This is a genomic window from Paenibacillus sp. J23TS9 (assembly GCF_018403225.1).
In the GTDB taxonomy this organism is placed as follows: Bacteria; Bacillota; Bacilli; order Paenibacillales; family Paenibacillaceae; genus Paenibacillus_AQ.
Map to the genome: position 1 here is coordinate 531,886 of NZ_BOSG01000002.1, position 23,985 is coordinate 555,870.

A 23,985-nucleotide genomic window follows, 5' to 3' on the forward strand; every position below is an offset into this window, starting at 1 on the left:
AGTAGGTTGCGCTGGCATGTGTTTTTTTACGATGCACTCCGTCCTTTGCAAGGCAGTGACCATAAAAAAGCCTGGCCCGCTGGCCAGACTCTTGCTGGAAAATTAAATGATCACCTTTCCCTACCCCTTGACCGCACCGGCGGCAATGCCATCGACGAAGTATTTTTGCAGCAAAATGTAAACCAAAATGCTCGGAATCGCGGCCATGAGCGAACCGGCGGCGATCCAGCCGATCTGCGCGCTGTTTTCTCCGAAAAAACTGGACAGGGCCACCGTAATGGTACGCGAATCCGGCTTTTGCAGGAAAAAGAGCGAAAACTGATAGTCATTCCAGATTGAGTTGGCATTCATGATGACAATCGTGGCCGTAACCGGCTTTAAGAGCGGTAAAATGATGCGGAAAAACATGCCTGTCTTGGTCGCACCGTCGATCATTGCCGCCTCGTCCAGCTCCCGCGGAATCGTCCCGATGAAGCTTGTATAGAGGAAAATGGCCATCGACAGCTGAAAGGTCACATGCAGCAGCACGATCCCGAAATAAGTGTTCATAAAGCCAATATCGACAAACAGCTTATACAGCGGTACCAGAATCGTAAGCGGCGGTACGATGAGTGCGCTGACGAAGATGCCGTACACCCACTTGTTCAACCTTGACTGGTAACGCGCTAGCGGGAAAGCCGCCAAGGAGCCAAAGATCAGAATCAGCACGACCGACATGACGGTGATCACACCGGTATTCAAAAAGGCTCTGCCCAGGTGGGCGTTCTGCCAGGCGCTTATAAAATTACCTGTGAACCCGTAACCTGGAAACAGCCACTTAGAGCTCATATCCCTCAGATCTTTAAAAGAAACCGTCAGCAGGATGTAAAACGGGATGATATGCACCAGGGCCACCAAAAGGCCGATAACCGTATAAACAACCGTGCGTTTTCGCTGCTTCATTGCGACAGCTCCTTTCTGCGCAGAAAGTACAGAGATGTCAGGCTGATGACGGTGATGAGCAGAAACATCAGATTGCCCAGCGAAGCCGCGAGTCCGGCATCCTGGCGGGCAAAATACAGCTGATACATCATCGTGGACAGCGACGCGGAGGCGTATCCCGGTCCGCCGTTGGTCAGTGCTGCAATGACGTCGAACAGCTTCAGGCCGCCGATCAGATTAAGGATAATGCTGGTTGTCAGTGCCGGGGCAAGCAGCGGAAAGGTAATGTTCGCAAAGCGCTTCAACGGTGAGGCCCCGTCTATTTCAGCCGCTTCATAATAATCCTTGGAAATGCCCTGCAGGCCTGAGAGAAAAATCATCATCGCAATCCCCAGGAATTGATACGTATTAACAATCATAATAATCCAAACGTTTACCTTCGGGTCTGCCAGCAGATTAACCGGCTTGCCGGTAAAAGCCATAATGATATCGTTGATTGCCCCGCCATTATATTGAAGCAGGAAATACCAGATATATCCCATGATGATCGGACTGACAATCGCGGGAATATATACGATGACACGGACGAAGGTTTTGGCCTTGCCATGTTTATTCAGCAGCAGCGCGTACAAAAGCCCGAACATATTTTGAAAAAGCGTACTGCCGAGGCCGTAGATCAGCGTGTTGATAATGACCGTGTGGACACGGCTGTCGGTCAGCATTCTTTTATAATTGTCGATCCCAATATAGTGCAGTGCCTGGGAGTAGCCATCCCAATCCGTAAAGGAAATCAGCAGCCCCCGGAAAAAGGGATAGTAGATAAATACAGCAAACAGCAGCAGAGCAGGCAGGTACATCCAGTTCAGCATCACCGGCGATTTTGCCAGACGCATGCCGGTCGTTCTGCGCGGCCTTGCTTTGGTGACAACAACGCTTGGTTTCATCTCTTCACGCTCCTCGCAAAACGGGCAAGGTGCGGGGCATGACCTCATGCCCCGCTGCCCCTGACGATTATTTTTTGGACAGCCGCTCGACCTCGGTCTTCATCGATTCGCTGAACTGCTCCGGCGTCATGCGTCCGGCAAGCAGTTCGGTACCATTTTTGCAGAGAACATCCCACATGCCGTTTGGCAGATACACGCGGTCAAAGTATGGGAATACCCGGATATTCGCGTATTTTTCATAATAAGGGGTCAGCTCATGGTCTGTCTTAATATCCTTCAGTCCCGGAGGATTCTTCGATACGTTCGACAGCTTCGCCATATTGTCCGGTTTGGCAAAATACTGCAGCAGCTTCTTCGCCTCATCCAGATGCTTCGTGTCCTTCCATACCGCCAGTGTATTACGCTCCCCGCCCGCAAAGGTCGGTTCATCACCAGCCACCATCGACGGCACCGGCATAATACCGATTTTCATATCCGGTGCGATCGCATGTACGGAATCCATAAATGCCGGACCGACAAGTGCAAAGGTTACCTTGCCTGCAGCAAAAGCGGCCGGAAGATCGCTGCGCTTGGCGGTCAGCACATCTTCATTAATTAGTCCTTTTTTCTGGAGATCCACCAGGCTTTGTGCCAGCGGCGTAATATGAGTCCAATCGAAATTGCCGTTTAGGAGCGCATCCGCATCGTTATTCTTGGCTGTAATCAGGAGTGGATTCGCAAAATTGTCCAGATACTGGCCGATCATGCTATCATCTATGCCGGACATATAGAACGGATTCGTTTTGCCGCCGCTTTCCTTCTTGATCTTCTCCCCGGCAGCTATCAGCTCATCAAACGTGTTTGGCACCTGAATGCCATACTGCTCGAGCATATCCACGTTATACAGCAGGCCATCCTTCGCTTCAGTGAGCACTAATGCGTAGACCTTCCCATCCTTGTCAGTCACAACATCGCGGATCGTATCGGTCAGCTGGGAAGCCCAAGGCTCATCCCGCAGATCAGCGAGGTAATCACCGTAACGGAGCTTCGCCCAGCCATGGGTATCGAATATATCGGGCAGGTCGTTCGCAGCCATTTTGACCTTCATGGTGTTCTCGTAGCCCGTGCTGTCAAACTGCAGGTTCACGCTTATATCGGGATTTTCTTTCGTAAAGCCATCCACGATTTCACGGTAAGCCTGGGTCAGTGATTCATCCGAAATGTTCACCATCATCGACAACGTGGTTTTCGCCTTGCCCGAGCCGATTTTGCCGGAGCCCGTTTCGGTGTTCCCACTGCCGGTACTCCCGCTGTCGGGACGTGATGAGCAGCCGCTTGCCATGATGATGAGAATTGCCAGAGTCATGAACCAAAATGCGCGTGTTCTCATATACCCACCTCTTCATTTTCTGATTTGAAAATTAACGTGTACGCCACTCCTTTTTACAGATTTAGCTTATCACACGTAAAAGCGCTTACAAATGACCCATTCCTACGATGAAAGCGCTATTTTCTATCTATTGCCTAAGCCCTTTCCTTCAAGTACAATGAGAACCATTAACTTTGCCCAGACCGAGCAAACGGAGGTAGTTCGCGTTGAAAAACAGAGCCTTGTCCATCCGTTCCAAGCTGATGATTCTCTTCTCCGTCACCATCTTGTTCCCCGTCCTGATTATTGCTTATGTGATGCCTGCCTATTATACGAAGCTGCTAACGACAGAGACCGAAAAGCTGACCGAGTCGACGCTTGTGGGCTTGACCAGTAATATCCAATACTATCTGGATGAACTCGAGCGCGTGACGACCATTCCGTACAACTACAATGAAGTAATGTATGCCCTGAAAATCCGTTCAGCAGGCATTTACAAAACATCCGATAGTTATACAAAATACAAAGCCGATTACGCACTTTACAACACACTGCCTAGTGTGCTCGAAAACATGCATAAGGAGATTCTGGGTACGCTGCTGCTGCCGCTGGACGGGTCGATCTTTTATAAAGACAGCCGTTCGACGCTATATGCAGCCCGCAGTGATTATCCGTATACCGAACAGGATTGGTACAAAGAGGCGGTCAAGGCCGAGGGTAAAGCTACCTTTGTCCGGGTCCATCCCCAGGATTATTTGAAGCTCGACCAGGTGCAGAGCGTATTCTCAGTGGCCCGGCTCATTCGGGATATGGATTCCCGGAAGCCGATTGCCGTCATCATGGCCGACGCAGACACGGTTGTGATTGACCGGATTGTGCGCCAGCTGATCAGCAATGATTCTGTCGTGGTCATCACAGATAAGAACGGGCAGCTTGTATACGCAAGCAGTGACGTTCCGGCCGAAACATTGAAGGAACTATCGAAACCCTCTGCCACCATAGATTATTATGGAGAACCCTATGTCCAGGTGTCCAAAACGGTTCCCTCGAGCTCCTGGAAGGTGACCTCCCTCATACCGCAAAGCCGTTTCACCGATAAGGTCCGGTGGATGCATACGACAGGGCTTATTTTTGCTTCAGGCGGATTGATCCTGACCTTATTCGTGTTCCTGGCATACTCACGCAAGCTGCTGACCCCGTTCCGCGAAATGATACTGGTCATGCGGCATGTGCAGCGCGGCGATATGACAAGGCGGGTGGATATCCACGGCAAGGATGAGATTGCGGAGCTTGGGAGCGCGCTGAACCGGATGATCCGGCAGCTGGATGATATGGTGATCAGTGAATACCGCGCCAAGCTGAAGCAGCAGGATGCCGAAATGCAGGCGTTGCAATCGCAAATCAAGCCGCATTTTCTGTACAACACGCTGAATGGCTTCATCGGGCTGAACCGCAGGCGTGACCACGATACGCTAGACCGGGCAATCCGTTCACTGAGCGGACTGCTCCGATATATTTTATCTTCCGATACGACGATCACCCTCGCGGAAGAATTCGAAATTATCCGTAAGTATGCGGATCTGCAATCCATGCGCTTTCAGGATCGCCTCACCTTCCATTTTGCGCTGGACGAAAGGCTGGAGGGTCTGAAAATTCCCAAACTGCTGCTGCAGCCCCTCGTGGAGAATTCAGTCGTCCATGGCTGTGAGCCGTGCGAGCATCCCTGCCTCATTGAAGTGAACGCGGCGCTTCAGTGGGAGAACGGACAGCCGCGAGCCGTCATCCGTGTGACGGATAACGGTGCCGGGTTTGAGCCTGCGGCGCTGCGGAGCCGGGATCGCGTCGGTATGCGGAATGTTGAGGAGCGTCTTTCCCTTTCATACCGCGGGGTATCCAGCTTCAAGGTTCGAAGCACTCCAAATCTCGGGACCCTGATTACCATTACCATTGATCTGCAGGAGGAGGGATTGGGATATGAACATCATAGTGGCTGACGATGAAATGCTGGCACGGGAAACGCTCGTTGGTATTCTTGAGGATATCCATGCGGATCTTGAAATCCGTGAGGCTGGAAATGGGCAGGAACTGATCGAGTTGGTTCGGCAGAAACAGCCGGATGTTGCCTTCGTCGATATCCGCATGCCAGGCAAAAGCGGGCTTGAAGCGATCAAGGAAGCCTTGCCCTTAGCGCCGTCGACTCAGTGGGTTATGCTCACCGGCTATGCAGAATTTGAATATGCCCGGGAAGCCATACAGCTGGGTGCCGTCAATTATCTGCTCAAACCTGCTGATCCGGAGCTGGTACAGAATATTCTGAGACAGGCAAAAGCCAAAGCAGGCCAGGACTGCCTCTCGCACTGCCGGGAATTCGAATCGCAGATGGTGTCCATCTTTCATAATCAGAGCCAGCCGGAGCAAACGCTGCCTAGTCCAGGCCTCGCCGGAGAGCGTTGGCTCGCTGTCATCATCTATGAGGATACGGCGGCACAGGCCGGGGAGAATTGCGTGGCGCAAGCCTCTGTGCCGCAAATCCTGCGTGAGCTAATCAACGAACATTGCTCGAAAGAACTGATGCTCGCTCTGGTTACTCTTGGGAAGAAGGGGCATATCTTCATCGGCAAAACATCCACGGAAAAGGAGCGCCGCAGCCTTCTTCGCCTGCCGGAACGAATCATGGAATGTACCCGGCAGCAATCCACCGCCTTCCGTCTCCTGACTTGGATGCAAACGAAGGAACATGCCGCGCTGGCTCCACTGCGGGACGAGGTAGCCTTGCTGAGATCGTTATCCTTCCTGCGTAGTGTCGCAGACAGCTCCGTTCTCTTAAGCCTGAGCGACCTGGAGCTGCTTGGGGCCGATCCCAATTACACCAAAACCGGTAAGATCGCAGCCAGCCTGGCACAGGCTTACCAGGATGGGGACTATGTTACGTTCATCAGCAGCTGTGAAAAGCTTCAGACCCGGTATTCAAGCGAGCCTTTTCTCCCTCCAAATATGGAAGAGCGGCTTGTCGCCTATCTCCGCTGTATCCTTGGGCCGGATTCGACCATTGAACTGCATCCGGATACCGGCTGGCTGGAGCAGCTGCCGCAAGCTGCAGGCTCCTTCCTCCTGAAGAGAAAATCCGCCGAAGAACCGGGCAGGCAGGATTGGCTGGATGCGGTCATCCGCTACTTGGAAGTGAATTTCTGCGGTGATATTACCGTTGCGGGGATCGCGGAACGATTTCAGGTATCCCCCAACCATCTGAGCACCCACTTTCATAAAAAAATGGGTGTGACCTTCATTCAATACGTTACCCGCCTGCGGATGCTGAAAGCGCAGGAGCTGCTGTCCAGACCCGGAATGAAGGTCAATGAAGCCGCGGAGCATGTCGGTTACTATAGCACGCGCCATTTCACGAATCTGTTCAAGGAAAACGTGGGCTGCTACCCTTCCGAATTCAGTAAAAAACATCAGCGATAAACCCATGTGTGATGGCCTTATTTTTATGCAGCATGAAAAGCCCCTGCCTTCTTCAGAATGCGAAGGCAGGGGCTAATTAACTTCAATGACCTGGTAGGCTACAGCAGCGTAACCCAGCAGACAACCTTTATTTAAACTCCGGCAACCAGCTGCCGTGAGCTTCGATCAGATCATCGCACAGCGCCACGATGTCATCCAGCGACAGCTCTGCAGCTGTATGCGGATCGAGCATGGCGGCATGGTAGATATGCTCTTTTTTGCCTGTTATAGCCGCTTCAATGGTAAGCAGCTGTGTATTGATATTCGTGCGGTTGAGCGCGGCCAGCTGCGGCGGCAGATCACCCACAAAGGTCGGGGAGATACCCGAGCGGTCCACGAGACACGGAACCTCAACGCAGGCTTCCTTCGGCAGGTTCGTGATAAGACCGGTGTTCATGACGTTGCCGCCGATTTTGAACGGTACATTCGTTTCCATGGCTTCCATGATATAAGATGCATATTCCTTAGAACGCGCATGTTCGATATTCTCGCTGGCAAAAATCTTTTCGCGCATTTCCTTCCAACCGTTAATCTGGTTAACGCAGCGGCGCGGATATTCATCAAGCGGAATATTGTATTTTTCGATCAGCTCAGGATAGTTTTTCTTAATAAAATAAGGATGATATTCAGCGTTATGCTCGGACGATTCCGTTACATAATAGCCAAAGCGGAGCATCAGCTCGAAGCGAACCATATCGTGATGCTTCTCCTTCTGCTTCTCGACAGCACGGCGCTTGATTTCCGGATAGAGATCCACCCCGTCCTTCTTCACCTCAAGCAGCCAAGCCATATGGTTGATACCGGCGATTTTCGATTCCACGCCTGTTTGATCCATGTCCAGCGCCTTGAACAGTTCGGATACGCAGTGCTGCACGCTGTGGCAGAGACCGACGGTCTTGATGCCGCCCACAGTGTTCATCACATTGGTGAGAACTGCCATCGGATTGGTGTAGTTGAGGAACTGCGCATCAGGGCATACCTCCTGCATGTCTCTGGCAAAATCGAGCATCACCGGAATCGTCCGCAGGTTCCGGAAAATGCCGCCGATTCCGAGCGTGTCGGCAATCGTTTGGCGCAGGCCGTATTTTTTCGGAATCTCAAAATCAGTAATAGTACATGGATCATAGCCGCCCACCTGAATGGCATTGATGACGTACTTGGCACCTCTTAAAGCTTCCTTACGGTCGCTATAAGCCTTAATGACACATGTGCTGCCCAGTGTGTTCTTAATGCTGCTCAGAAGCCGCTCGGAATCCTGCAGACGCTCCGGATCAATATCGAACAAGGCAAGCTCAAAGCCCTGCAAAGCTGGTGTCGACATCACATCACCAAGCACATTTTTAACAAACACAGTGCTTCCCGCACCGATAAACGTAATTTTGGACATGAATGATAACCTTCCTTTCGGATTGGCTTGAATTTGATTCTAACTATACCCCTCATGCCGCGAGGCGAACATGGAGCAAACCCAGCATTACATGTCATAATCCCATTTACGTATCCGCTTTCAGACGGGAAATATGCCATTTTGCCTGTTATAATATGTAGTAAAGCTTGCTGAGAACAAAGGAGATGCCATTTCCATGGTTCGTATCAATGTCAACTACAGCACTCCCGCTATGCAGGGTCAGATGGATCTGAATTTGCTGTTTTTCGGTTTGGAGGAATGTCTGCCGAGGCATACCTGGGGGCCGGGTCTTCGTGATGCGTATATTTTGCACTACATCCACAGCGGCCGGGGCGTATTCCACACAAGTGAGACGGTGTATGAGCTGGAGGCGGGACAGGGTTTTGTCATTCTTCCGGATACGCTTGTCCATTACAGTGCCGATGAATCCGACCCTTGGACGTATTCTTGGATCGGCTTTAAAGGCCTCAATGCAAAGTCGCTGCTGCAGCGGGCACAGATTAGCGCCGAACGGCCGGTGTTCACAGGACTGCCCGCAAGCAGCTTCGACAGCTTTTATGAAGAACTGAAGTCAGCCAGCCACGACCGCGGCAGCGACGTGCTCAGCCAGAGCATCCTGTACCGCATTCTTGCCGATCTGATCCGCTGTTCTCCCGAACCGGAAACCGGCCACAAGCCGCAGTACTCCCGGGAAGGCTACATCCGCAAGGCTATTGAATATATGGAAAGCAGCTACAGCCAAAAGGTTACCGTGCTCGATATTGCCCGTTCGGTCGGCCTCGACCGCACCTACCTGTCCGGCCTGTTCAAGGACAAATTCGGGGTTTCGCTGCAAACCTTTCTGCTGGAATACCGGATGAACCGTGCTACAGATTTGCTGAGAAATCCCGAGCTTTCTGTCAGTGATATCTCCCGTTCGGTAGGATATAATGATCCGTTTCTGTTCTCCAAAATGTTCAAAAAAGTGATTGGCTCGTCTCCACGAAAGTATAGAGAAACACAGATTTAGACAAGCCCGGCCTTTTTTCAAAACAGAAAATGTGTATCGACGACGTTACCGGCCCGAATTTGATTTCGCTAATTTGGTGACGATCGGGGAACGTTTGGTATGCTGCGGGAGCGTGTGACTATGGCTTGCCACCGCATAGGCTGACAGCTTCAGTTTCTTTTCCTTTGGTTTGCTCTTTTCCTGTATACCTTTGATTTGCGGCTTATTGCTACTCTCCAATTTGTTAACATAACGCAGACGGCCTTTATCCAGGATTTCCTCCGCCCGTTTCGTGTACAACGATATTTCCAGTCTTGTTCTTGCTTCTCTGATCATTTGCTTCAGCCTGTTATATTCATTGATTTCGTCATTCGTTAGCGTAATCTTTCCAAGGGTCATGTCTGCTTCTCTCCTTTACGGTCTGAAATTGCGAGTTCAAATGTCACCTCTTCGGGATCATCCGAGTCTGGTACGCTGGAGGCAATGATTGTCGGCAGCTTATCCTGCGACGATACTTTCTCTTCCGCAGTGAGCTTGGCTTGTTTGGCTATGAAGCTGCCGCCTCCAAAGCCTGCGATAATCGCTACATAAATATATTTTGGGAACTCTAGTCCAATTGGTAGTACCGAAATGAGTCCCGCGCCAGCCCCGAGAATGATATCCGAAAGAAAACCGATATGATAGTTTTTCCTTCTGGATCCGTCACTTAGTTCCAATTCAATAATTTTAGGCAGTATAAGAGATCCGTCATGGATATACAAACTAGACAGGAGGCCGCCGAACGAACCTGACGCGATGATCACCAGGAAATCAGTCCAATGCATAATTCGATTCCCCCATATACTTTCTAATATGTAATGCCAAGTGGAATGGTGAATTCAAAAAGTGAAAATATGATGGCAATTCAGCAGGATTCTTAGTTCTGCTATTTTATGCATGGATTCGCTGCAACTTGCGAATTATTTGATGTTCACGCCGAAAAGAAATACATCGCAAAAAAAAGAAATGCATGGCAAAAAGAGCGGCTGCAGACGCAGCCACTCTTGTCGAAGCTTCAGAAATTGATTTTTACCAGCCGAAATCCAGCGTATTTCCTGTTTCCGCCACCGTCTTGATGTTGCTCAGGATCATCCACCAATGCCCCTCGGCATTTTGAAATGAAGGATGGTTGTCCGACCACTCATCATTCACGAGTGTTAGTTTCGTACATTTTCCAACCGTATCCAGCGTAAACGTAACCCGCGAAGTCAACTCCTGATGATTGGTGTGGTAGGATGGCCCCGGGTGCTCGAGGTAGCTCAGCACTTTGCGTGGCTCATACGCCAGGATGTCACCGTATACATGCACCGTTTCATCCCCATCATTTCCCGGTCCTACATAGGCAAAAGGCTCCCCTGCCTTAAAGCTCGATTGAAGCACGCAATTGAAAAAGGTCTTCTTCGTACCTTCCGGTGCTACCAGCAGTTCCCATACCTTCTGTGGTTCAGCACCGATATAAAACTCATATTTCAAGCTCATGGTTTTGCACGCTCCCTTTGTGTATTATTGTTGGATTTTTACTTTTCGCGCTTGTCTTATGCCTTGGAATTTTATGCTAAACTAATGATACCTTCGGTGATAATATATGTATTGTAAAAACACGACAGGAACACCCGTTCCATAAAAAAACTTTCAATGGAGCTATTAAAAAGTGTAAAAGGGGTTGAGATACATGCCTGCCGGATTACCACGACCCAACATGGGCGTCATGAACCTGCAGGGCGGTGAGAAGAAATTCAAGCTGTCCCGTCATGCCGCCTCGGAAGCGTTAAGCTTCTTCGTTAAGCACTATTGGATTGTCAGCTGGGATTGTACCGATGAAGAGCCCTATCTTCAACATGTTGTTCCCAATCCTTGCGTCAATCTGGTTGTCGAGCCGCATAAAACTTTTATTTTCGGCCCCTCCACCCGGAAGTTCTCTTATCCGATCCATGGAAAGGGAATCGTGTTTGGCGTGAAATTCAAGCCCGGCGGCTTCTATCCATTCCTGAATCAACCCATCTCCACATTGCTGGATCATCCGCTGGAAGTGCAAAGCATACTTGATCTCGACGGTCCGGGACTTGAGGAAGCTATACTCTCGATGCCAGCCGAAGAGGATATGGTCGCCGCCATGGACAAGCTTTTAGAGTCCAGGCTGCCGCCACGGGATGAACAGGTCCTGTCTGTAAATCGGATTATTGATTACATTGCCAGTGAACGCGAAATTTCGAAGGTTGATCGGGTGTGCGAGCATTTTGACATCCATATCCGAAAGCTTCAGCGTCTGTTCGACCAATATGTTGGCATCAGTCCAAAATGGGTGATTCGACTATATCGTCTGCAAAATGCAGCTGAGACGATGGACTGCCGCCTGCCGGTTGATTTGGCCCGTCTATCCATGGAGCTCGGCTACCACGATCAGCCCCATTTTATTAAAGACTTTAAAGCTGTGGTCGGCAGCACGCCGGAAGAATACCGGAGGTGGGTCCAGGAGAGCTGAGCGGCTATGCAGTCAAGATAAAAACCCAAAAGCCACTCCTAGCAGCCACATTACCACCAAAAGCCAAAAAAGGGGCCGCGACAGGGATAATACCAGCGCGACTCGCAGCATCCATGTCTTTTCCGGCCTTCTGATCAAACCCGAGAGCGCAATAGAAAATGAGGCCACCGTCAGCAGCACGAGCACAAAATCACTTTATGGAAAGCGCTCCGGCGGAATCTGAAGCGGAATTACAAAGACGAACAGAAAACAGAGCATACCCGCAATAAAAGCAAAACAGCTTAGAGGAACGTCGAGCTTGCTGTTTCGTTTCAGCATAACTTATCCCCTTCCGGCTCATGGAGCTAACGGAAATCAATCCAGCTAATATGAATGTCCAAAAAAGAGGCAGCGATAGCAATAACACGAGCGAAACCCCAAGCCATAATCATATAAATTCCTACATAAATAAACTCCGAATAATGGCTGGATCAAACTCATTAGATATTTTATAAGACTTAGTCGAGTTCTTTGGAATCTCTGGATCATAATCGAAAATTTTCAGATAGTTTTTATCGTAAAGTGTCATTCCGAATCTTCTTAGATTATTGGTTTTTATGGTAATATAATATGGCTCTGTTGAATCAATTGAGTACGATCCTTCTCTCAATTTTATTACTGATAATGAGTTCATTATCTTATTAATTTCACTTTTATCTGTTATTGTTTTCTTCTCATCGTTTGAACTCTTTAATATCTCCAGGGAGCTAATTTGATCAGTATTTATCTTTTCAAGTACAACATCATTAAATGTAGTGTTCTTACTATAAGAATTAAATATTACTAACCCAACAATAACGATGATAATTACAGCAGCTATAATATAGATACTACTTTTCCTCATGAAATGCCTCCTTTTTTGACAGTCAAAGTTGTGTGTAACCCAGATTTTCAAAAGAAAAAGGGGCTACCGAAGGTTCATTGGACCTTTTGGATTGCCCCTTTTTTTGAAATTCTATTCACAGATCGGGCTTATCTGATGGGCAGGTAAATGTCCACCGTTGTGCCTTCGTTCATTTTGCTTGTGATGAGCAGCCGTCCTTTGTGAGCTTCAATGATTCTTTTCACTATCATCATGCCAAGGCCGTTGCCTTCGGCTTTGGTTGTATGGAATGGCTCTCCGATCCGCTGCAGCACCTCGTCGGTCATTCCCACTCCGTTATCAGAAATTCGGATGCGCTGGTAAGTCCCCTCGGTATCGAGCAAAATATGGACGGAACCGCCAAAAGGCAAAGCCTCCACAGCATTTTTCAAAATATTCATGAATACCTGTTTTATCTGATTCCGGTCACAGCGGATAAGATGATCCGCGTCAGTCGTGCAGCTCAGCGTAATGCTGTTCAATGCTGCCTGGATTTCAAACAAATGCAGCACTTCTTGCATAACTGGCATACAGCGCTCTTGCCGGAAATGAACAGCCTGCGGCTTGCCCAGGATCAAAAATTCGCTGACAATCAGGTTCATCCGATCCAGCTCCGACATAATCAAATCATAATGCCTTAGACATGTATTTTTGCCTGATAATTGCAGCATTCCTTTAACGGTTGTAAGCGGATTACGGATTTCATGAGCAATACCGACTGCAATCTGCCCGGCGAAAACCAGCTTCTCGGTATTGCGCAGGATTTCCTCCGTTATCTTCATCTCGGTTATGTCACGAAGGCTTCCTACCACACGGACAATGGAATGCGCGTTATCATAGACCGGCAGCACATCGAGCATATAATGATGTTCCCCGTCTTGTAAATTGACGCTCAGCTCCACGCCGGTGCAATCCTCAAACCGTTTCATGACCCGATGAAAATAGCTGCTGATCAAGCCGATATCAAACACAGATTTATCCTTAAATACATCCGGATTACCAAGCTGCAGCATGGAGCGGCACCGTTCGTTCATCTCCAGAATACTGCCTGTGCCGTCTGTAATCACGACCCCGTAAAAATTCGTATCCAGCAGGAACTGGTTCAGAATCTGCAGCTGGGTGTTTTGTCTACGCAGGAGCAGTTCCCGTTCCACGGAATCGGCCATTGTACACAGCAAGGCAAGCAAATGGGGATGGGCAAAATGGATATCCGTCATCAGCGAGATAGTCCCCAGCACGGTGCCTTTATCGTTGTGAAATCCAGCCGTATAGCAGGCAAGGCCGTGATGAATAACATGGTAATGATCCTCTCCTATAAGCTGGAAAGGCCGTTGATGTGACAGGCACAGGTCAATGGAATTCGTACCCGCATCTTTATTGAACTGAATGCCTTCCTCGATTCCTAAATGCCTGACTGTCTCGATGATGGTCGGATCGCCCGCGAACTCCAACATATACCCCCGGTCATCGGTAATGGCAATCATAATCGGACTGCCCGAAATGGAGGATAGAAATTTGCTGATAAAAAAGTGGATGACTTCAGTATACTCCTGGTATTTCACCAACTTCGCCGCCAGCTCCGCATGACTGTACCGCCGTGTAAACGCGGGAAGCTCGTCCGGTTTAATCCCCATCTGCCTGCAATACTGTTTGGACACCGCAATGGCATCTGCAGTATCTATTTTAGATAATGGTCCTCCCATGCTAAATACCTCGTTTTTCTACTATACTTAATCATTCATAGATATTTATTATAAAAGTTTCCAAAAATACAAGCGGTTAAAGTTTATGGAGTCCCCCTTATAATACCACCCTATTGCCAATCCTTCACTATAACGTTTTGCCGGGATAAAATAACGCTCAGAAAGCATTTCTATGATACACTGTCGATAACAAAAAACAGAGACTTTGCAGGGCCCTAGTGCCCTGGTATAAAGGAGAAGCAATGCAGCCATTTACCATGTTAGTCATTGAACAAATCAAGGCCATTCCTGCCGGAAAAGTCATGACCTACGGCGGCATTGCTGCCGCCGCCGGAAGCCCGCGCGCCGCAAGACAGGTCGTCAGAATCCTTCATTCCATGAGCGGCAAATACCAGCTGCCCTGGCACCGGGTGGTGAATGCCAAAGGAGAAATTGCCCTCACGGACGATGAGTCACGTTTTATGCAGCAATCCCTCCTGGAGGACGAGGGTGTGGAATTCATCCGCGACGGCCGGATCGACCTGTCGGTATATGGAATGTAGTTCGGCAGGACATTGGCCAGGAGTCCTGCATAGAAACAGAATAGACGTGCAGATACATATCGTATCTGCACGTCTTCTTTACTTTACGCCATCAGTTTGATTCTGTTTCTCGCGGAGCATCCCCATATGGATCTGCTCCTTCAGGCGCTCCTTCCCCTGGTGCGGTTTCTGCAGGTGGAACGTTCTCCTCTTGAGGTGGAGACTCTTCATTCGGTGAATTCGCCGGATCATTGGTAGGCTCCGGCGAATTCACCGTTTGCCCGGCTTCCTTGATCGTAAAATGAATCGTTGTGGTGGCAGATTTTTTGCTCTTGGCATGAACCGCAGTGACAGCCAATGTGTATTCGCCCGGCGCCGTGATCGGCGTTCCCTTCATGTATTCCGCTCCATTTAATTGAGCACTGCTTATCGTATCAGCTGTATCTTCCCAGTCCAATACAAGGCCTGGAGCGTACTCTTCCCCGTCCTTTACGCCGCTGATTACCGGCGCAGCCGGTATGGCTTGCGACTCTTCATGCTTGGGAGCCATAAAAGCGATTCCCTTCAACCCGTTCGCCATAGCCGCAAGCAGATCGCCCGACGCGTCCTGGCTGTATTCCCAGAACATGGCGCCCCCCAGCCTCTGATCCAGCACGTACTTCGCCTTTTCCGCTACGGACTGCTCGTCGTCATAGGAAATAAAGACACTGCCACCGAACAGGTATGGGGCTTTGGCGGTATCATCCCAATACCGGGTAAAGCCTTGCTCCGGTCCGTATTGCGCAATGATGTCATTATAGGTCGGCGTTTCCGGAGTGCCTTTCGCCTCCTGTCCAAGCCCATCCGGGTTGGAGGCTTTTACATCCGTCCATTTATGGCCATAGAAGGCCGCTCCGATCACGATTTGATCGGCAGGAACGTGATGATTCAAATACAGCTGCACCGAGGAATCGACGCTGATGCTTCCGCCGTACAGGTTCGTATGATGCTCCGTCTTCGCGCTCCATCCTCCGGCGAAATCGTAGGTCATTAAATTGATGTTGTCGACGTATTTGATTACTTCTTCGATTTCGACCCCGTTCAAATACGTCTGCGTCGCGCCGGCGGCAATCGTCAGCTCGTAATAGCGATGCTGTTCGGCGCCCAGCTGATTCAGCTTTTCCCGCATCAGCTTCAGCAGAAGCGAGAAGTTCTGTTTGTCCTCCGGTCTCGCCTTCATGACGCCGTCTGCGCTTTGGGAAGGATACTCCCAATCCAAGTCGATGCCGTCCAAATCATGCTTTTTCACGTAATCGATGATGCTGTTCGTGAATACCTCGCGGCTTTCCTCCGTAAATGCGGCATCGGAGAAGCCGTCCGCTCCCCAGCCGCCAACCGAGTTCAAAATTTTCAGGTGCGGATTTTGCGATCTGAGGTTTTGCAGGTAGGCATAGTTGGCATCATCATTCTGGTCCATTGGAATGATTTTGTTGTCTTTGACATGGGTAAACGCATAATTGATATGGGTCAGCTTGGATGCGTCAATCGGTTTGGCATCCGACCAATCGACCCAGCCCGGAACGTAGGCGATGGTTTTCGGTCCTTTAATGCCAAACGGAATATGGGTCGTTGCCGTTTTCAAGCTCTTGCCATGAACCGTAGTTAAAGTAAGCACATATTTTCCCGGTCCCTTAATCGCCTTTCCCTTCACATATGGCCTGCCGTTTAGCTGGGCCGTGCTGGCCGTTCCCGGGACATCACTCCAATCCGGTATAAAGCCAATTTCGTATTCCTCGTCTTCCTGCACCGAAATCTGAGGCAAGGCCGGAACAGCGTCCAGTTCCTCGTTATAAGGCAGGCCCTTGAGTCCGTCTGCCAGAGCGGTAAGCAGGCTTCCCGATGCATCCTGGCTGTACTCCCAGAACATGGCCCCGCCCAGCTTCTTATCCAATACGTATTTGGCCTTTGCTGCCAAGGATTCCGGATCGTCATAGGAAATGAACGTGCTGCCGTCGAAGAGGTAAGGCGCCTTCGCATCCTCATCCCAAGTACGGACAAATGAGCTATCTGCGTTGTAGTTCGCCAAAATGTCCGTATAGGTTGGCGTGTCGCCGCTTCCCGTCGCTTTCCTTCCAACAGCTGTCCCCTCACCAGCCTCCACATCCGTCCATTTATGGCTATAGAAGGCCGCACCGATGACGATTTTATGTGCGGGAACCTTGCTTTGCAGCAATACCTGCACGCATAAATCGGTGCTGATGTTCTTTCCGTACAGATGGGTATGATGCGCCGTATTCGTTACCCAGCCGCCTGCAAAGTCATAGGTCATCACGTTGATGTTATCGAGCAGCGGGGTAATTTTGTCGATCTCCACGCCATCCAGATAGCTCCATCCGGCTCCGGCCGCGATCGTCAGCTCATAGTATTTGTTGTTTTCCAGGCCTAGCGTATTCAGCTTCTCGCGGATCAGCTTCAGCACCAAGGTAAAGTTTTCTTTGTCTTCAGGTCTTGCTTTTGTTTCGCCTGCCGGCTGGGTAGGGTACTCCCAATCCAGGTCAATCCCATCCAGATTGTATTTCTTCACATAATCGATGATGCTGTCCGCAAACACGAGGCGTGATTCTTCCGTGAACGCCGCGTCCGAAAATCCGTCTGCAGCCCAGCCGCCGACCGAGTTCAATATTTTCAAATTCGGGTTTTGGGATTTCAAGCTGCTGAGATACGCGTAGTTATCATCATCATTCTGACCTGCGATCGGAATGATCTTGTTGTCCTTGATGTGGGTGAACGCATAGTTGATATGGGTCAGCTTGGAAGCATCCACCGGGCGAGCGTCCGACCAATTGCTCCAGCCCGCTACATAGCCGATCAACTTCTTCTGTGGGTCCATCGTAAAGTTGACGGTTGTGCTCGCCTTCTTGCCGCTCGTCTTGTGGACGGCCGTGACAATCAGTGTGTACTTACCAGCCTCAATAATGCCTGTGCCCTTTACATAAGCGGCTCCATTCAGTGTCGCACTGCTGGTCGTTCCCGCGGCATCGCTCCAATTCGGAAGCACGCCTGAGTGATATGTCGCGCCGTTTGCCACGCCCGTTACGATGGGAGCCTGCGGCACGGTGCTATCATTGCCTCCGCCGGAGCCCGAACCGCCACCCGAGCTGCTTCCACCGGAGCTGCTGCCCGATCCTGCACTGCTGCCAGGAGTGCCTGGTGTGACCGAACCGGCCTGAGGTCCATCCACGCTAAGCGGAGCCGTCTGGAATGAGGAGCCTTTTGCTCCTTCATTGATGGTAGCTTTTTGGATTTTACCGCTTCCCAAGACCTTTGTCAGCGTATTCAGTACCAGGTTAGATATGCTTGCATCGCTGCTAAGCTGCAGGGTATTGCCCTGGCCATCGAACACGACAGAACCGAGTGAGCTGCCGCTGATTTCGAGCTCTACTCCCGAAGATCTAACGGTGAGCATTCCTTCCACCTTTACATTTTTCAAAATCACTTTTCCGGAGCTAATTCCCTTCTCCAGAATAAGGTTCCCTTGGATCACCAGATTTTGAAGGATAATCCCCGAAGCAGAAACAACAACGTTTCCGCTGATCGTTTCTGTACCTGAGGCCGGTCCATAGGTGCCCGCCTTATCGTAGGAAACTCCCGCCGGTGTTACCGGCAGGCGGCTGATCAATGCCGCGCCCTCAGCCCGCGTAAGAGGAGACTTCGGACGGAGTGTGCTATCCTCGTAACCGCCAAGCTTGCCCTGCTGTATCAAATAGGCAAGAGCTTGCCGGCTCCAAGCCGAGACATTAGCGGAATCCTTGAACGGCTTAAGCAGTTCAGAATCATTAACCGCTCCTGCTTTCAGAACCTTGGCCAGCATCACAGCGGCCTCTTCTCTGGAGACAATCTGATCAGGATGGATCATACCATCCTGATCACCTGCAATATAACCTGCCTGCAGGGCCCTTGCAGCTTCTGCATATTGCCATTGTCCGGTCTTCAGATCCGGGAATGTTACCGCCTTTTCGGCAGTAAAATGAAAGTACCTGTTGATCAGTGCCATCAGCTCAGCCCTGGTCAGTGCCTGATCCGGCTTCATCGAGCCGTCAGGATATCCCTTAAGAAGCCCTTGATCCTGCCAGCCCGTGAGAAGCTGCTCCGCCCAGTGTCCCCGAATATCGGAGGAACGAGCTGAAACCTGTCCGGCAAAAGCATATGAAGATGCTATGATGGCTGCGCAAACGAAGTAAATAAACCACTTCCATTTCATCTTTTTATGAAGCGCTTTCATAACACACCCCAATCTATCAGATTTGATGCAATGCGCCAACCTACAGGAAACGACTGTACACCTCCAATTTTCTGATGCTTATTGGCGTATGCATTGCTATTAAACCCGGCCTTGAAGGACCAGACTTAATGACCTTTGTGATTCTGACTGATCAGGAAGGACGAATATGAATTTGAAGATAAGCTCCTGCAGGGCAAGCCATTTTGTGTATATAAAAACAAGGAAGAGTAATAACCAAGGGGAATGAAAGGGGTCAACCATCTGTCGGTCCAGCAATATCAGCATAGCATCCCTTTCCGCTCACGAAAATCGCTTTCAGGATAAGTATCTTATTTCATTGATTTGTATCTTTTCGAAGAAAACATGAAAAAGCCCTCAGACAAAAAGTCCGAAGGCTGCGGGTTATTGTCTTTAAGGCAGGCTTACGAGGAATGGTTTGACGGTATTAGCAAAGCTGTAATTGCTGGTCTTATCCCAGTTAATCGACCATGTCATGGCACCGCGGATATCCGGGTATTTGGCAACAGGCTTGTAGCTGCCGCAGCTCGTTCCATTCGCGAGACAGCTAAGGGCATTATTGACGACGGATGGAGATACATAGCCACCCCCAGCTGCGCCGGATACTGCAGGCACGCCGATGCCCAGCTGTGAAGGTGCAACCCACTGCAGTGACAGGTCGGACAGCGCAGTCAAGAAATCGACTGTTCCCTGGGAGTAACATTTGCCGTCACGTCCCAGCATGCAGCCGGAATTATAGTACTGAACGTTAATAACCGTCGTAATATCCTTGAGGTTATTATATAGCTGCATATAGGATGTGCTTGAACTCTGCATATCGATGGTTTGCGGAGCCATAGTCAGAATAAAGCCGGAGCCCACTCGCTGCTGCAGCTGCTTGACGGCATTGGTGAGGTTAGCCACATTCATTCCGTTCTCCAGATCGATATCAATACCATCGAGACCATATGTCGTGATGATGCTGTACATACTGTCCACGAAGTTCGCTACGTTTGGTGAAGCACTGCCTAGGTTGACATTGCCTTTTTCACCGCCTACGGAAATGATGACCTTCTTGCCTTGAGCATGCTTGGCCTGAATATCGCTGATCAGATTAGCGTTCGTATAGCCGCCAAGCGCACTCGAGAGTGAGGAATCCACGTTAAACGTTACGCCCCCCGGCTTGGCAGGATCCATGTCGGCAAAAGCCAGTACGATGAAATCATATTGACTTGGTACATCACTTAGTTTCAGATTGGAGGAGCCATTGATGAAGTTATGCCAATAACCGGTAAGAACATGCTTCGGAAGCTGGCCTCCCCCGCCGCCTGTACTTTGGGTTGTGCCTGTAACAGAAGCGCTTTGAGGAGACATGTTGCCGGCAGCATCCTTGGCAGCTACCTTGAAGGTATAAGCCGTTCCCGCTGCAAGTCCCGTAACCGTAGCTGTTGTTCCCGTAACGGTCATGACCTGCGTTGTCCCTTGGTAGACATTATAGCCAGTTACACCAACATTATCAGTGGAGGCTGCCCACGAGAGGGAAACGCTCGAGGTCGTAACGCTGGTTACAGCCAGATTCGTTGGCATCGTTGGTGCCTGTGTATCCGTTCCGCCGCCGCTCGCGCTGGTTTTTACGCTGAGGACGCCGCTCGCTGCAGATACATTGCCAGCTGCATCTTTAGCCTTTACGGTATAGGAGTAAGTCGTATCCGCCGTTAAGCTGGTATGGATAAATGCCAGCGTATTTCCAGACACGCTGCCTACAAGCGAGCTGCCCTGGTATACGTCATAGCCCGTCACACCAACATTATCCGTTGAAGCATTCCAGGCCAGTGAAATAGTGGAAGAAGTAACAGCGGTCGATCTCAGGTTAGCCGGAGCTGATGGAGCCTGCTGGTCGCCTCCGCCTCCAGGAACGAGCTGCCACAGCGCGGGTACATTTGGCGGTTCCCAGCCGGTCAAAGAGGTATGTGGCTGAACCACCTTATAAGTGCTGCCTCCATAGGTCACGGTGTCATTCGCCGCGTATGCGACATTCGGAGCCCAGGCTCCGCGGTCCGCAGCAGATGCTATCGACGGCAGCAGCCCGATGAACAAAGCCATTATAATGACCAGTGGCAGAAAACGGGTAAATGATCTGCCTTTTGATAATGAAGCTTTTCTCATGAAATCTCCTCCTCATAAATGAAATCATGATTCAATCCAGCTTTTCATGCCTTCCGCTTTGCTTCTGCATCCACCCCCTTCGCGCTGTTTCACGCCTTGGTCATGTCAACGCCCGCGGTGCATCATATGGCAACTATGCAATGGCATAAGAAGAAACAATAGTCTCATTTGCAAGGACAGATCGCGTAACGATACAGTTACACTCCGGGAGAATTCAAACTTTGAAAACGCTTGCAGTTTATGCGTAACCAGCTTGTCCTTCCTTACTTCATGGGAGGTTTAATATTAACTTTCCATCTGCTCATGTCATGAATAACCATAACTTATACTAATTGTAATTAAATGTTATTTGTCGGGATATAGACCGATAGTTGCAATTTTAATAATAAAAATCAACGATTTTGAAAAAACAAAAAAAGAAGCCCCTTCCTGTTTAGGAATCGGGGCCTTTTTTTCTATATTGGCACTGCTTTTCAAAAAGTCGGATATGTTCGTGGAAGCATGGACATTACCAGCGAATCACTTTTAACAATTCAATGATGCGCTTCCGCTCAGACTCTGGCAATTGCCAGTCTTCCACTTCCTCTATAATCGACGACCTATTGGTAAATCCCTTCGCAAGTCCGTTGAGCCGCGCCCCCAGAGTAGACCCGTCCATGTCCGGGATGGAGGAGTACCATGAAGGCAGCTTTTCCACCGCATCCGGATGGCGCTTAAGATAATACTTTTGGTGCTTCTCTTCTGCGGGATAAAATACGGTAAAAGGATGGATTTCCGTCGCCGGTTCACCCTGGCCGGATTCACGCCGTTCTTCCAGTACCCGGTCAATAGCATTCTTCTGCTCCGGGCTGCGGTAAAGCAGCATGGATTGGTACTGCCGCCCTTTATAGTCATTGATATTTAGCGGGCTATGATTATCCCAGAATACACGCAAAATCTCCCCGTATGACAGAAGCTCAGGGTCAAAATCAAGCTCCACCGTTTCTGTATGATCGCCCATATGACGATAGGTCGGTTCGGCGAGAGTCCCTCCCGCATACCCCGTTCGCGTGCGGATGACCCCAGGCATAGAGCCAAATAGTGCCTCCGGACTCCAAAAACAGCCCATTCCGAGTACTGCCGTCTGCATCTGAATTTTATTCATTGTCGTATGATTTAGCAGCTTCCTCCATCTTCTCCCCCAGCAAGCGGAACGCTTCCCGGACTTTGTCCTTCGGCACGTTCGCGTAGCGGTCACCGATGCTGATCTCGAAAAGGCAAGTGCCTTCATCGGTATTGCGCAGCCAAGCCGTTAATCCGACTCCGGTCGTTTCGAACACAGAGGTGAGAATCGGAACCATTTTCTCTTCCGGAAGCTCGAAGTAAACATGGAACATATTCGACACCGGTACCTCGGGTCTGGTGAAAATACCCGCGCACTCATTATAGAAAGCCGCAAGTTCCTTTGCATCCTCATAATACTGCGCCATTTTGCCGATCCGCTGGTCGAAGTAATATTCCGAGCTGATAATATACGGATACAAGCTGATCAGATCGCCGCCGTGGCGTCTTTTCCATACCTTCGACTGCTCCGTAAAATCGGCGGCTCCGGCCAGAATAGCTCCTGCGATCCCACCGATCCCCTTGTAAAAGGATACATACACGCTGTCAAACAACGCGCATATTTCCGCAGCGGATTTCCCGTAATACGGCGTGATCTCGAATAATCTGGCTCCGTCCAAATGCAGCTTGATCCCTTTTTCCCGGCAATAGGCGGAAATCGATTCAAGTTCCTCAAACTCCGGCAGTTGGCCGCCGATCTCTCGTTGTGGAAGCTCCAGAAGCAGGCAGGAAATTTCCTTGCCAAGCTGCTGCACATCCGTAAGGCTGATCAGCCGGTCTTTGTCCGCCAGCAAAATCGGCTCGATGTGATGAAGCTCCTTCATGCCGTCCTGCTCGTGAATCTCCAGATGACATAGCGGGTGATAGGCGACACGCTTCAATCCCTTCTCGTCGCACCAGATTCTTAGCGCAATCTGCTGCGCCATCGTACCGCTTGGAAAGAATACCGCCGATTCTTTGCCCAAAACCGATGCCATTTTGTTCTGAAAATCTTCAATGACCTTGCCGTTTCCGTACATATCGCTGCTCAGGCTTCCCTGAACCGCTTCAAAAGCCTCCTTCAGAACCTGAATATCCCGCGGACCATTGCCTCCCAGCGGGTAAGCCGTCTGCTCAAATGCCTCAATTAATGTTTTGCCGCTCATGACCGCTTGTCCCCCTTTGGTAAACTCTACACCTCTAGCATACTAAATTCGCATCATGAAGAAAAATCATATTTATGTCAGCTCCTTGCCTGTACGCAAACCTTGATTATGTTAAAGCTGCAGGCACTCATATAGGCACCTCCATATAGGCAGCCGCATACGATGGATCATGCTATAACCCTAAACGGAGGTCTTAAATATGAGTCTGCAATATCCTGGCTATCAACAGCAAACCTTGTATCAAGCTGAGCCGACTATGCACCATACCCTTACATCAGTCCGCGACCATTTCAGCCATATGTGCAAGAAACATGTCAATCAGCATGTCCGAGTTGAAACGTTGGATGGCGATGTTTTTGAAGGAACGATCGTTAACTGCAACAAAGGAATTCTTTACATCCAAATGCAAATGCCGCAGCAGAACGGACAGCGCAGCTTTGGTCGTCCCCCGTTTTTCAACAATGTCATATTGCCTTTGGTTCTGTATGAATTGCTTGTCATTACCCTGCTGGCCTAATCCATTAAATGACTGAACATTTTCATATGCCATGAATAA

General features: G+C 49.9%; 20 protein-coding genes. 6 read left to right on the plus strand and 14 right to left on the minus strand.

The features are described from left to right. Nucleotides 1–120 precede the first annotated feature (120 nt). The 3 genes from KJS65_RS17890 to KJS65_RS17900 all read right to left on the minus strand — a co-directional run bounded on the left by KJS65_RS17890 (nucleotide 121) and on the right by KJS65_RS17900 (nucleotide 3,234). On the minus strand, nucleotides 121–942 hold the full coding sequence (locus KJS65_RS17890) for a carbohydrate ABC transporter permease (RefSeq protein ID WP_213651228.1): 822 nt from the start codon (nucleotides 940–942) through the stop codon (nucleotides 121–123). Then, a complete protein-coding gene (locus tag KJS65_RS17895) occupies nucleotides 939–1,865 on the minus strand; it encodes a carbohydrate ABC transporter permease (RefSeq protein ID WP_374706195.1) in 927 nt (308 codons plus the stop codon). Before KJS65_RS17895 ends, KJS65_RS17890 begins: the two co-directional genes overlap by 4 nt. A 67-nt stretch (nucleotides 1,866–1,932) precedes the next feature. Next, nucleotides 1,933–3,234 carry an ABC transporter substrate-binding protein gene (locus KJS65_RS17900; protein ID WP_213651229.1) on the minus strand — a complete coding sequence of 434 codons (1,302 nt, stop codon included), beginning with the start codon at nucleotides 3,232–3,234 and terminating at the stop codon, nucleotides 1,933–1,935. 206 nt (nucleotides 3,235–3,440) lie between these two features. Between KJS65_RS17900 and KJS65_RS17905 the strand changes: the two genes are divergently transcribed. After that, complete coding sequence (locus tag KJS65_RS17905) at nucleotides 3,441–5,207, plus strand: cache domain-containing sensor histidine kinase (protein ID WP_213651230.1); 1,767 nt, start codon at nucleotides 3,441–3,443, stop codon at nucleotides 5,205–5,207. Beyond that, nucleotides 5,188–6,678: a response regulator transcription factor gene (locus KJS65_RS17910; protein ID WP_213651231.1), complete on the plus strand. Its 1,491-nt coding sequence runs from the start codon at nucleotides 5,188–5,190 to the stop codon at nucleotides 6,676–6,678. Before KJS65_RS17905 ends, KJS65_RS17910 begins: the two co-directional genes overlap by 20 nt. Nucleotides 6,679–6,805: 127 nt before the next feature. Here KJS65_RS17910 and melA read toward each other — a convergent pair whose 3' ends face one another. Beyond that, the gene (gene melA / locus KJS65_RS17915) at nucleotides 6,806–8,104 is read right to left on the minus strand and encodes an alpha-glucosidase/alpha-galactosidase (protein WP_213651232.1); all 1,299 of its coding nucleotides are present in this window, start codon (nucleotides 8,102–8,104) and stop codon (nucleotides 6,806–6,808) included. Between the two features lie 196 nt (nucleotides 8,105–8,300). Between melA and KJS65_RS17920 the strand changes: the two genes are divergently transcribed. Further along, nucleotides 8,301–9,134: an AraC family transcriptional regulator gene (locus KJS65_RS17920; RefSeq protein ID WP_213651233.1), complete on the plus strand. Its 834-nt coding sequence runs from the start codon at nucleotides 8,301–8,303 to the stop codon at nucleotides 9,132–9,134. A 45-nt stretch (nucleotides 9,135–9,179) separates the two neighbouring features. On the opposite strand, the gene KJS65_RS17925 is transcribed toward KJS65_RS17920, so the two are convergent. The 3 genes from KJS65_RS17925 to KJS65_RS17935 form a co-directional block, all read right to left on the minus strand. Next, entirely contained in the window at nucleotides 9,180–9,512 is a 333-nt protein-coding gene (locus KJS65_RS17925) for a hypothetical protein (RefSeq protein ID WP_213651234.1), read from the minus strand. Continuing rightward, on the minus strand, nucleotides 9,509–9,937 hold the full coding sequence (locus KJS65_RS17930) for a hypothetical protein (RefSeq protein ID WP_213651235.1): 429 nt from the start codon (nucleotides 9,935–9,937) through the stop codon (nucleotides 9,509–9,511). Before KJS65_RS17930 ends, KJS65_RS17925 begins: the two co-directional genes overlap by 4 nt. 244 nt (nucleotides 9,938–10,181) lie before the next feature. After that, on the minus strand, nucleotides 10,182–10,631 hold the full coding sequence (locus tag KJS65_RS17935) for an SRPBCC domain-containing protein (protein ID WP_213651236.1): 450 nt from the start codon (nucleotides 10,629–10,631) through the stop codon (nucleotides 10,182–10,184). Between the two features lie 193 nt (nucleotides 10,632–10,824). On the opposite strand from KJS65_RS17935, the gene KJS65_RS17940 reads away from it, so the two are divergent. Continuing rightward, a complete protein-coding gene (locus KJS65_RS17940; RefSeq protein WP_213651237.1) occupies nucleotides 10,825–11,634 on the plus strand; it encodes an AraC family transcriptional regulator in 810 nt (269 codons plus the stop codon). Nucleotides 11,635–11,829: 195 nt separating this feature from the next. Here KJS65_RS17940 and KJS65_RS30100 read toward each other — a convergent pair whose 3' ends face one another. The 3 genes from KJS65_RS30100 to KJS65_RS17950 form a co-directional block, all read right to left on the minus strand. Next, nucleotides 11,830–11,952, minus strand: a complete 123-nt coding sequence (locus KJS65_RS30100) for a hypothetical protein (RefSeq protein WP_280531335.1) — start codon at nucleotides 11,950–11,952, stop codon at nucleotides 11,830–11,832. 121 nt (nucleotides 11,953–12,073) lie between these two features. Beyond that, nucleotides 12,074–12,517: a hypothetical protein gene (locus tag KJS65_RS17945; RefSeq protein WP_213651238.1), complete on the minus strand. Its 444-nt coding sequence runs from the start codon at nucleotides 12,515–12,517 to the stop codon at nucleotides 12,074–12,076. A 128-nt stretch (nucleotides 12,518–12,645) separates the two neighbouring features. Then, nucleotides 12,646–14,238 carry an ATP-binding protein gene (locus KJS65_RS17950; RefSeq protein ID WP_213651239.1) on the minus strand — a complete coding sequence of 531 codons (1,593 nt, stop codon included), beginning with the start codon at nucleotides 14,236–14,238 and terminating at the stop codon, nucleotides 12,646–12,648. A gap of 242 nt (nucleotides 14,239–14,480) precedes the next feature. On the opposite strand from KJS65_RS17950, the gene KJS65_RS17955 reads away from it, so the two are divergent. Continuing rightward, nucleotides 14,481–14,780: an MGMT family protein gene (locus KJS65_RS17955; RefSeq protein ID WP_136607777.1), complete on the plus strand. Its 300-nt coding sequence runs from the start codon at nucleotides 14,481–14,483 to the stop codon at nucleotides 14,778–14,780. Between the two features lie 91 nt (nucleotides 14,781–14,871). Here the strand turns inward: KJS65_RS17955 and KJS65_RS17960 are convergent, their stop codons facing one another. The 4 genes from KJS65_RS17960 to KJS65_RS17975 form a co-directional block, all read right to left on the minus strand. Further along, nucleotides 14,872–19,020, minus strand: coding sequence for a glycosyl hydrolase family 18 protein (locus tag KJS65_RS17960; RefSeq protein WP_213651240.1), 4,149 nt, complete (start codon nucleotides 19,018–19,020; stop codon nucleotides 14,872–14,874). Between the two features lie 411 nt (nucleotides 19,021–19,431). After that, nucleotides 19,432–21,183, minus strand: a complete 1,752-nt coding sequence (locus KJS65_RS17965; protein WP_213651241.1) for a fibronectin type III domain-containing protein — start codon at nucleotides 21,181–21,183, stop codon at nucleotides 19,432–19,434. 508 nt (nucleotides 21,184–21,691) lie between these two features. Then, nucleotides 21,692–22,327 carry a peptide-methionine (S)-S-oxide reductase MsrA gene (locus KJS65_RS17970; protein WP_213651242.1) on the minus strand — a complete coding sequence of 212 codons (636 nt, stop codon included), beginning with the start codon at nucleotides 22,325–22,327 and terminating at the stop codon, nucleotides 21,692–21,694. Further along, nucleotides 22,320–23,429 carry a threonine aldolase family protein gene (locus KJS65_RS17975; RefSeq protein ID WP_213651243.1) on the minus strand — a complete coding sequence of 370 codons (1,110 nt, stop codon included), beginning with the start codon at nucleotides 23,427–23,429 and terminating at the stop codon, nucleotides 22,320–22,322. Before KJS65_RS17975 ends, KJS65_RS17970 begins: the two co-directional genes overlap by 8 nt. Before the next feature lie 199 nt (nucleotides 23,430–23,628). Here KJS65_RS17975 and KJS65_RS17980 point away from each other — a divergent pair, with 199 nt between their 5' ends. After that, the gene (locus KJS65_RS17980; RefSeq protein WP_136607773.1) at nucleotides 23,629–23,946 is read left to right on the plus strand and encodes a hypothetical protein; all 318 of its coding nucleotides are present in this window, start codon (nucleotides 23,629–23,631) and stop codon (nucleotides 23,944–23,946) included. Nucleotides 23,947–23,985 lie beyond the last annotated feature (39 nt).

Coding starts and splice junctions, on each gene's coding strand:
- melA (WP_213651232.1), bottom strand. CDS start 8,104: ATGTCCAAAATTACGTTTATCGGTGCGGGAAGCACTGTGTTTGTTAAA.
- KJS65_RS17965 (WP_213651241.1), bottom strand. CDS start 21,183: ATGAGAAAAGCTTCATTATCAAAAGGCAGATCATTTACCCGTTTTCTG.
- KJS65_RS17970 (WP_213651242.1), bottom strand. CDS start 22,327: ATGAATAAAATTCAGATGCAGACGGCAGTACTCGGAATGGGCTGTTTT.
- KJS65_RS17945 (WP_213651238.1), bottom strand. CDS start 12,517: ATGAGGAAAAGTAGTATCTATATTATAGCTGCTGTAATTATCATCGTT.
- KJS65_RS17910 (WP_213651231.1), top strand. CDS start 5,188: ATGAACATCATAGTGGCTGACGATGAAATGCTGGCACGGGAAACGCTC.
- KJS65_RS17890 (WP_213651228.1), bottom strand. CDS start 942: ATGAAGCAGCGAAAACGCACGGTTGTTTATACGGTTATCGGCCTTTTG.
- KJS65_RS30100 (WP_280531335.1), bottom strand. CDS start 11,952: ATGCTGAAACGAAACAGCAAGCTCGACGTTCCTCTAAGCTGTTTTGCT.
- KJS65_RS17960 (WP_213651240.1), bottom strand. CDS start 19,020: ATGAAAGCGCTTCATAAAAAGATGAAATGGAAGTGGTTTATTTACTTC.
- KJS65_RS17950 (WP_213651239.1), bottom strand. CDS start 14,238: ATGGGAGGACCATTATCTAAAATAGATACTGCAGATGCCATTGCGGTG.
- KJS65_RS17920 (WP_213651233.1), top strand. CDS start 8,301: ATGGTTCGTATCAATGTCAACTACAGCACTCCCGCTATGCAGGGTCAG.
- KJS65_RS17895 (WP_374706195.1), bottom strand. CDS start 1,865: ATGAAACCAAGCGTTGTTGTCACCAAAGCAAGGCCGCGCAGAACGACC.
- KJS65_RS17925 (WP_213651234.1), bottom strand. CDS start 9,512: ATGACCCTTGGAAAGATTACGCTAACGAATGACGAAATCAATGAATAT.
- KJS65_RS17940 (WP_213651237.1), top strand. CDS start 10,825: ATGCCTGCCGGATTACCACGACCCAACATGGGCGTCATGAACCTGCAG.
- KJS65_RS17955 (WP_136607777.1), top strand. CDS start 14,481: ATGCAGCCATTTACCATGTTAGTCATTGAACAAATCAAGGCCATTCCT.
- KJS65_RS17930 (WP_213651235.1), bottom strand. CDS start 9,937: ATGCATTGGACTGATTTCCTGGTGATCATCGCGTCAGGTTCGTTCGGC.
- KJS65_RS17935 (WP_213651236.1), bottom strand. CDS start 10,631: ATGAGCTTGAAATATGAGTTTTATATCGGTGCTGAACCACAGAAGGTA.
- KJS65_RS17975 (WP_213651243.1), bottom strand. CDS start 23,429: ATGAGCGGCAAAACATTAATTGAGGCATTTGAGCAGACGGCTTACCCG.
- KJS65_RS17980 (WP_136607773.1), top strand. CDS start 23,629: ATGAGTCTGCAATATCCTGGCTATCAACAGCAAACCTTGTATCAAGCT.
- KJS65_RS17900 (WP_213651229.1), bottom strand. CDS start 3,234: ATGAGAACACGCGCATTTTGGTTCATGACTCTGGCAATTCTCATCATC.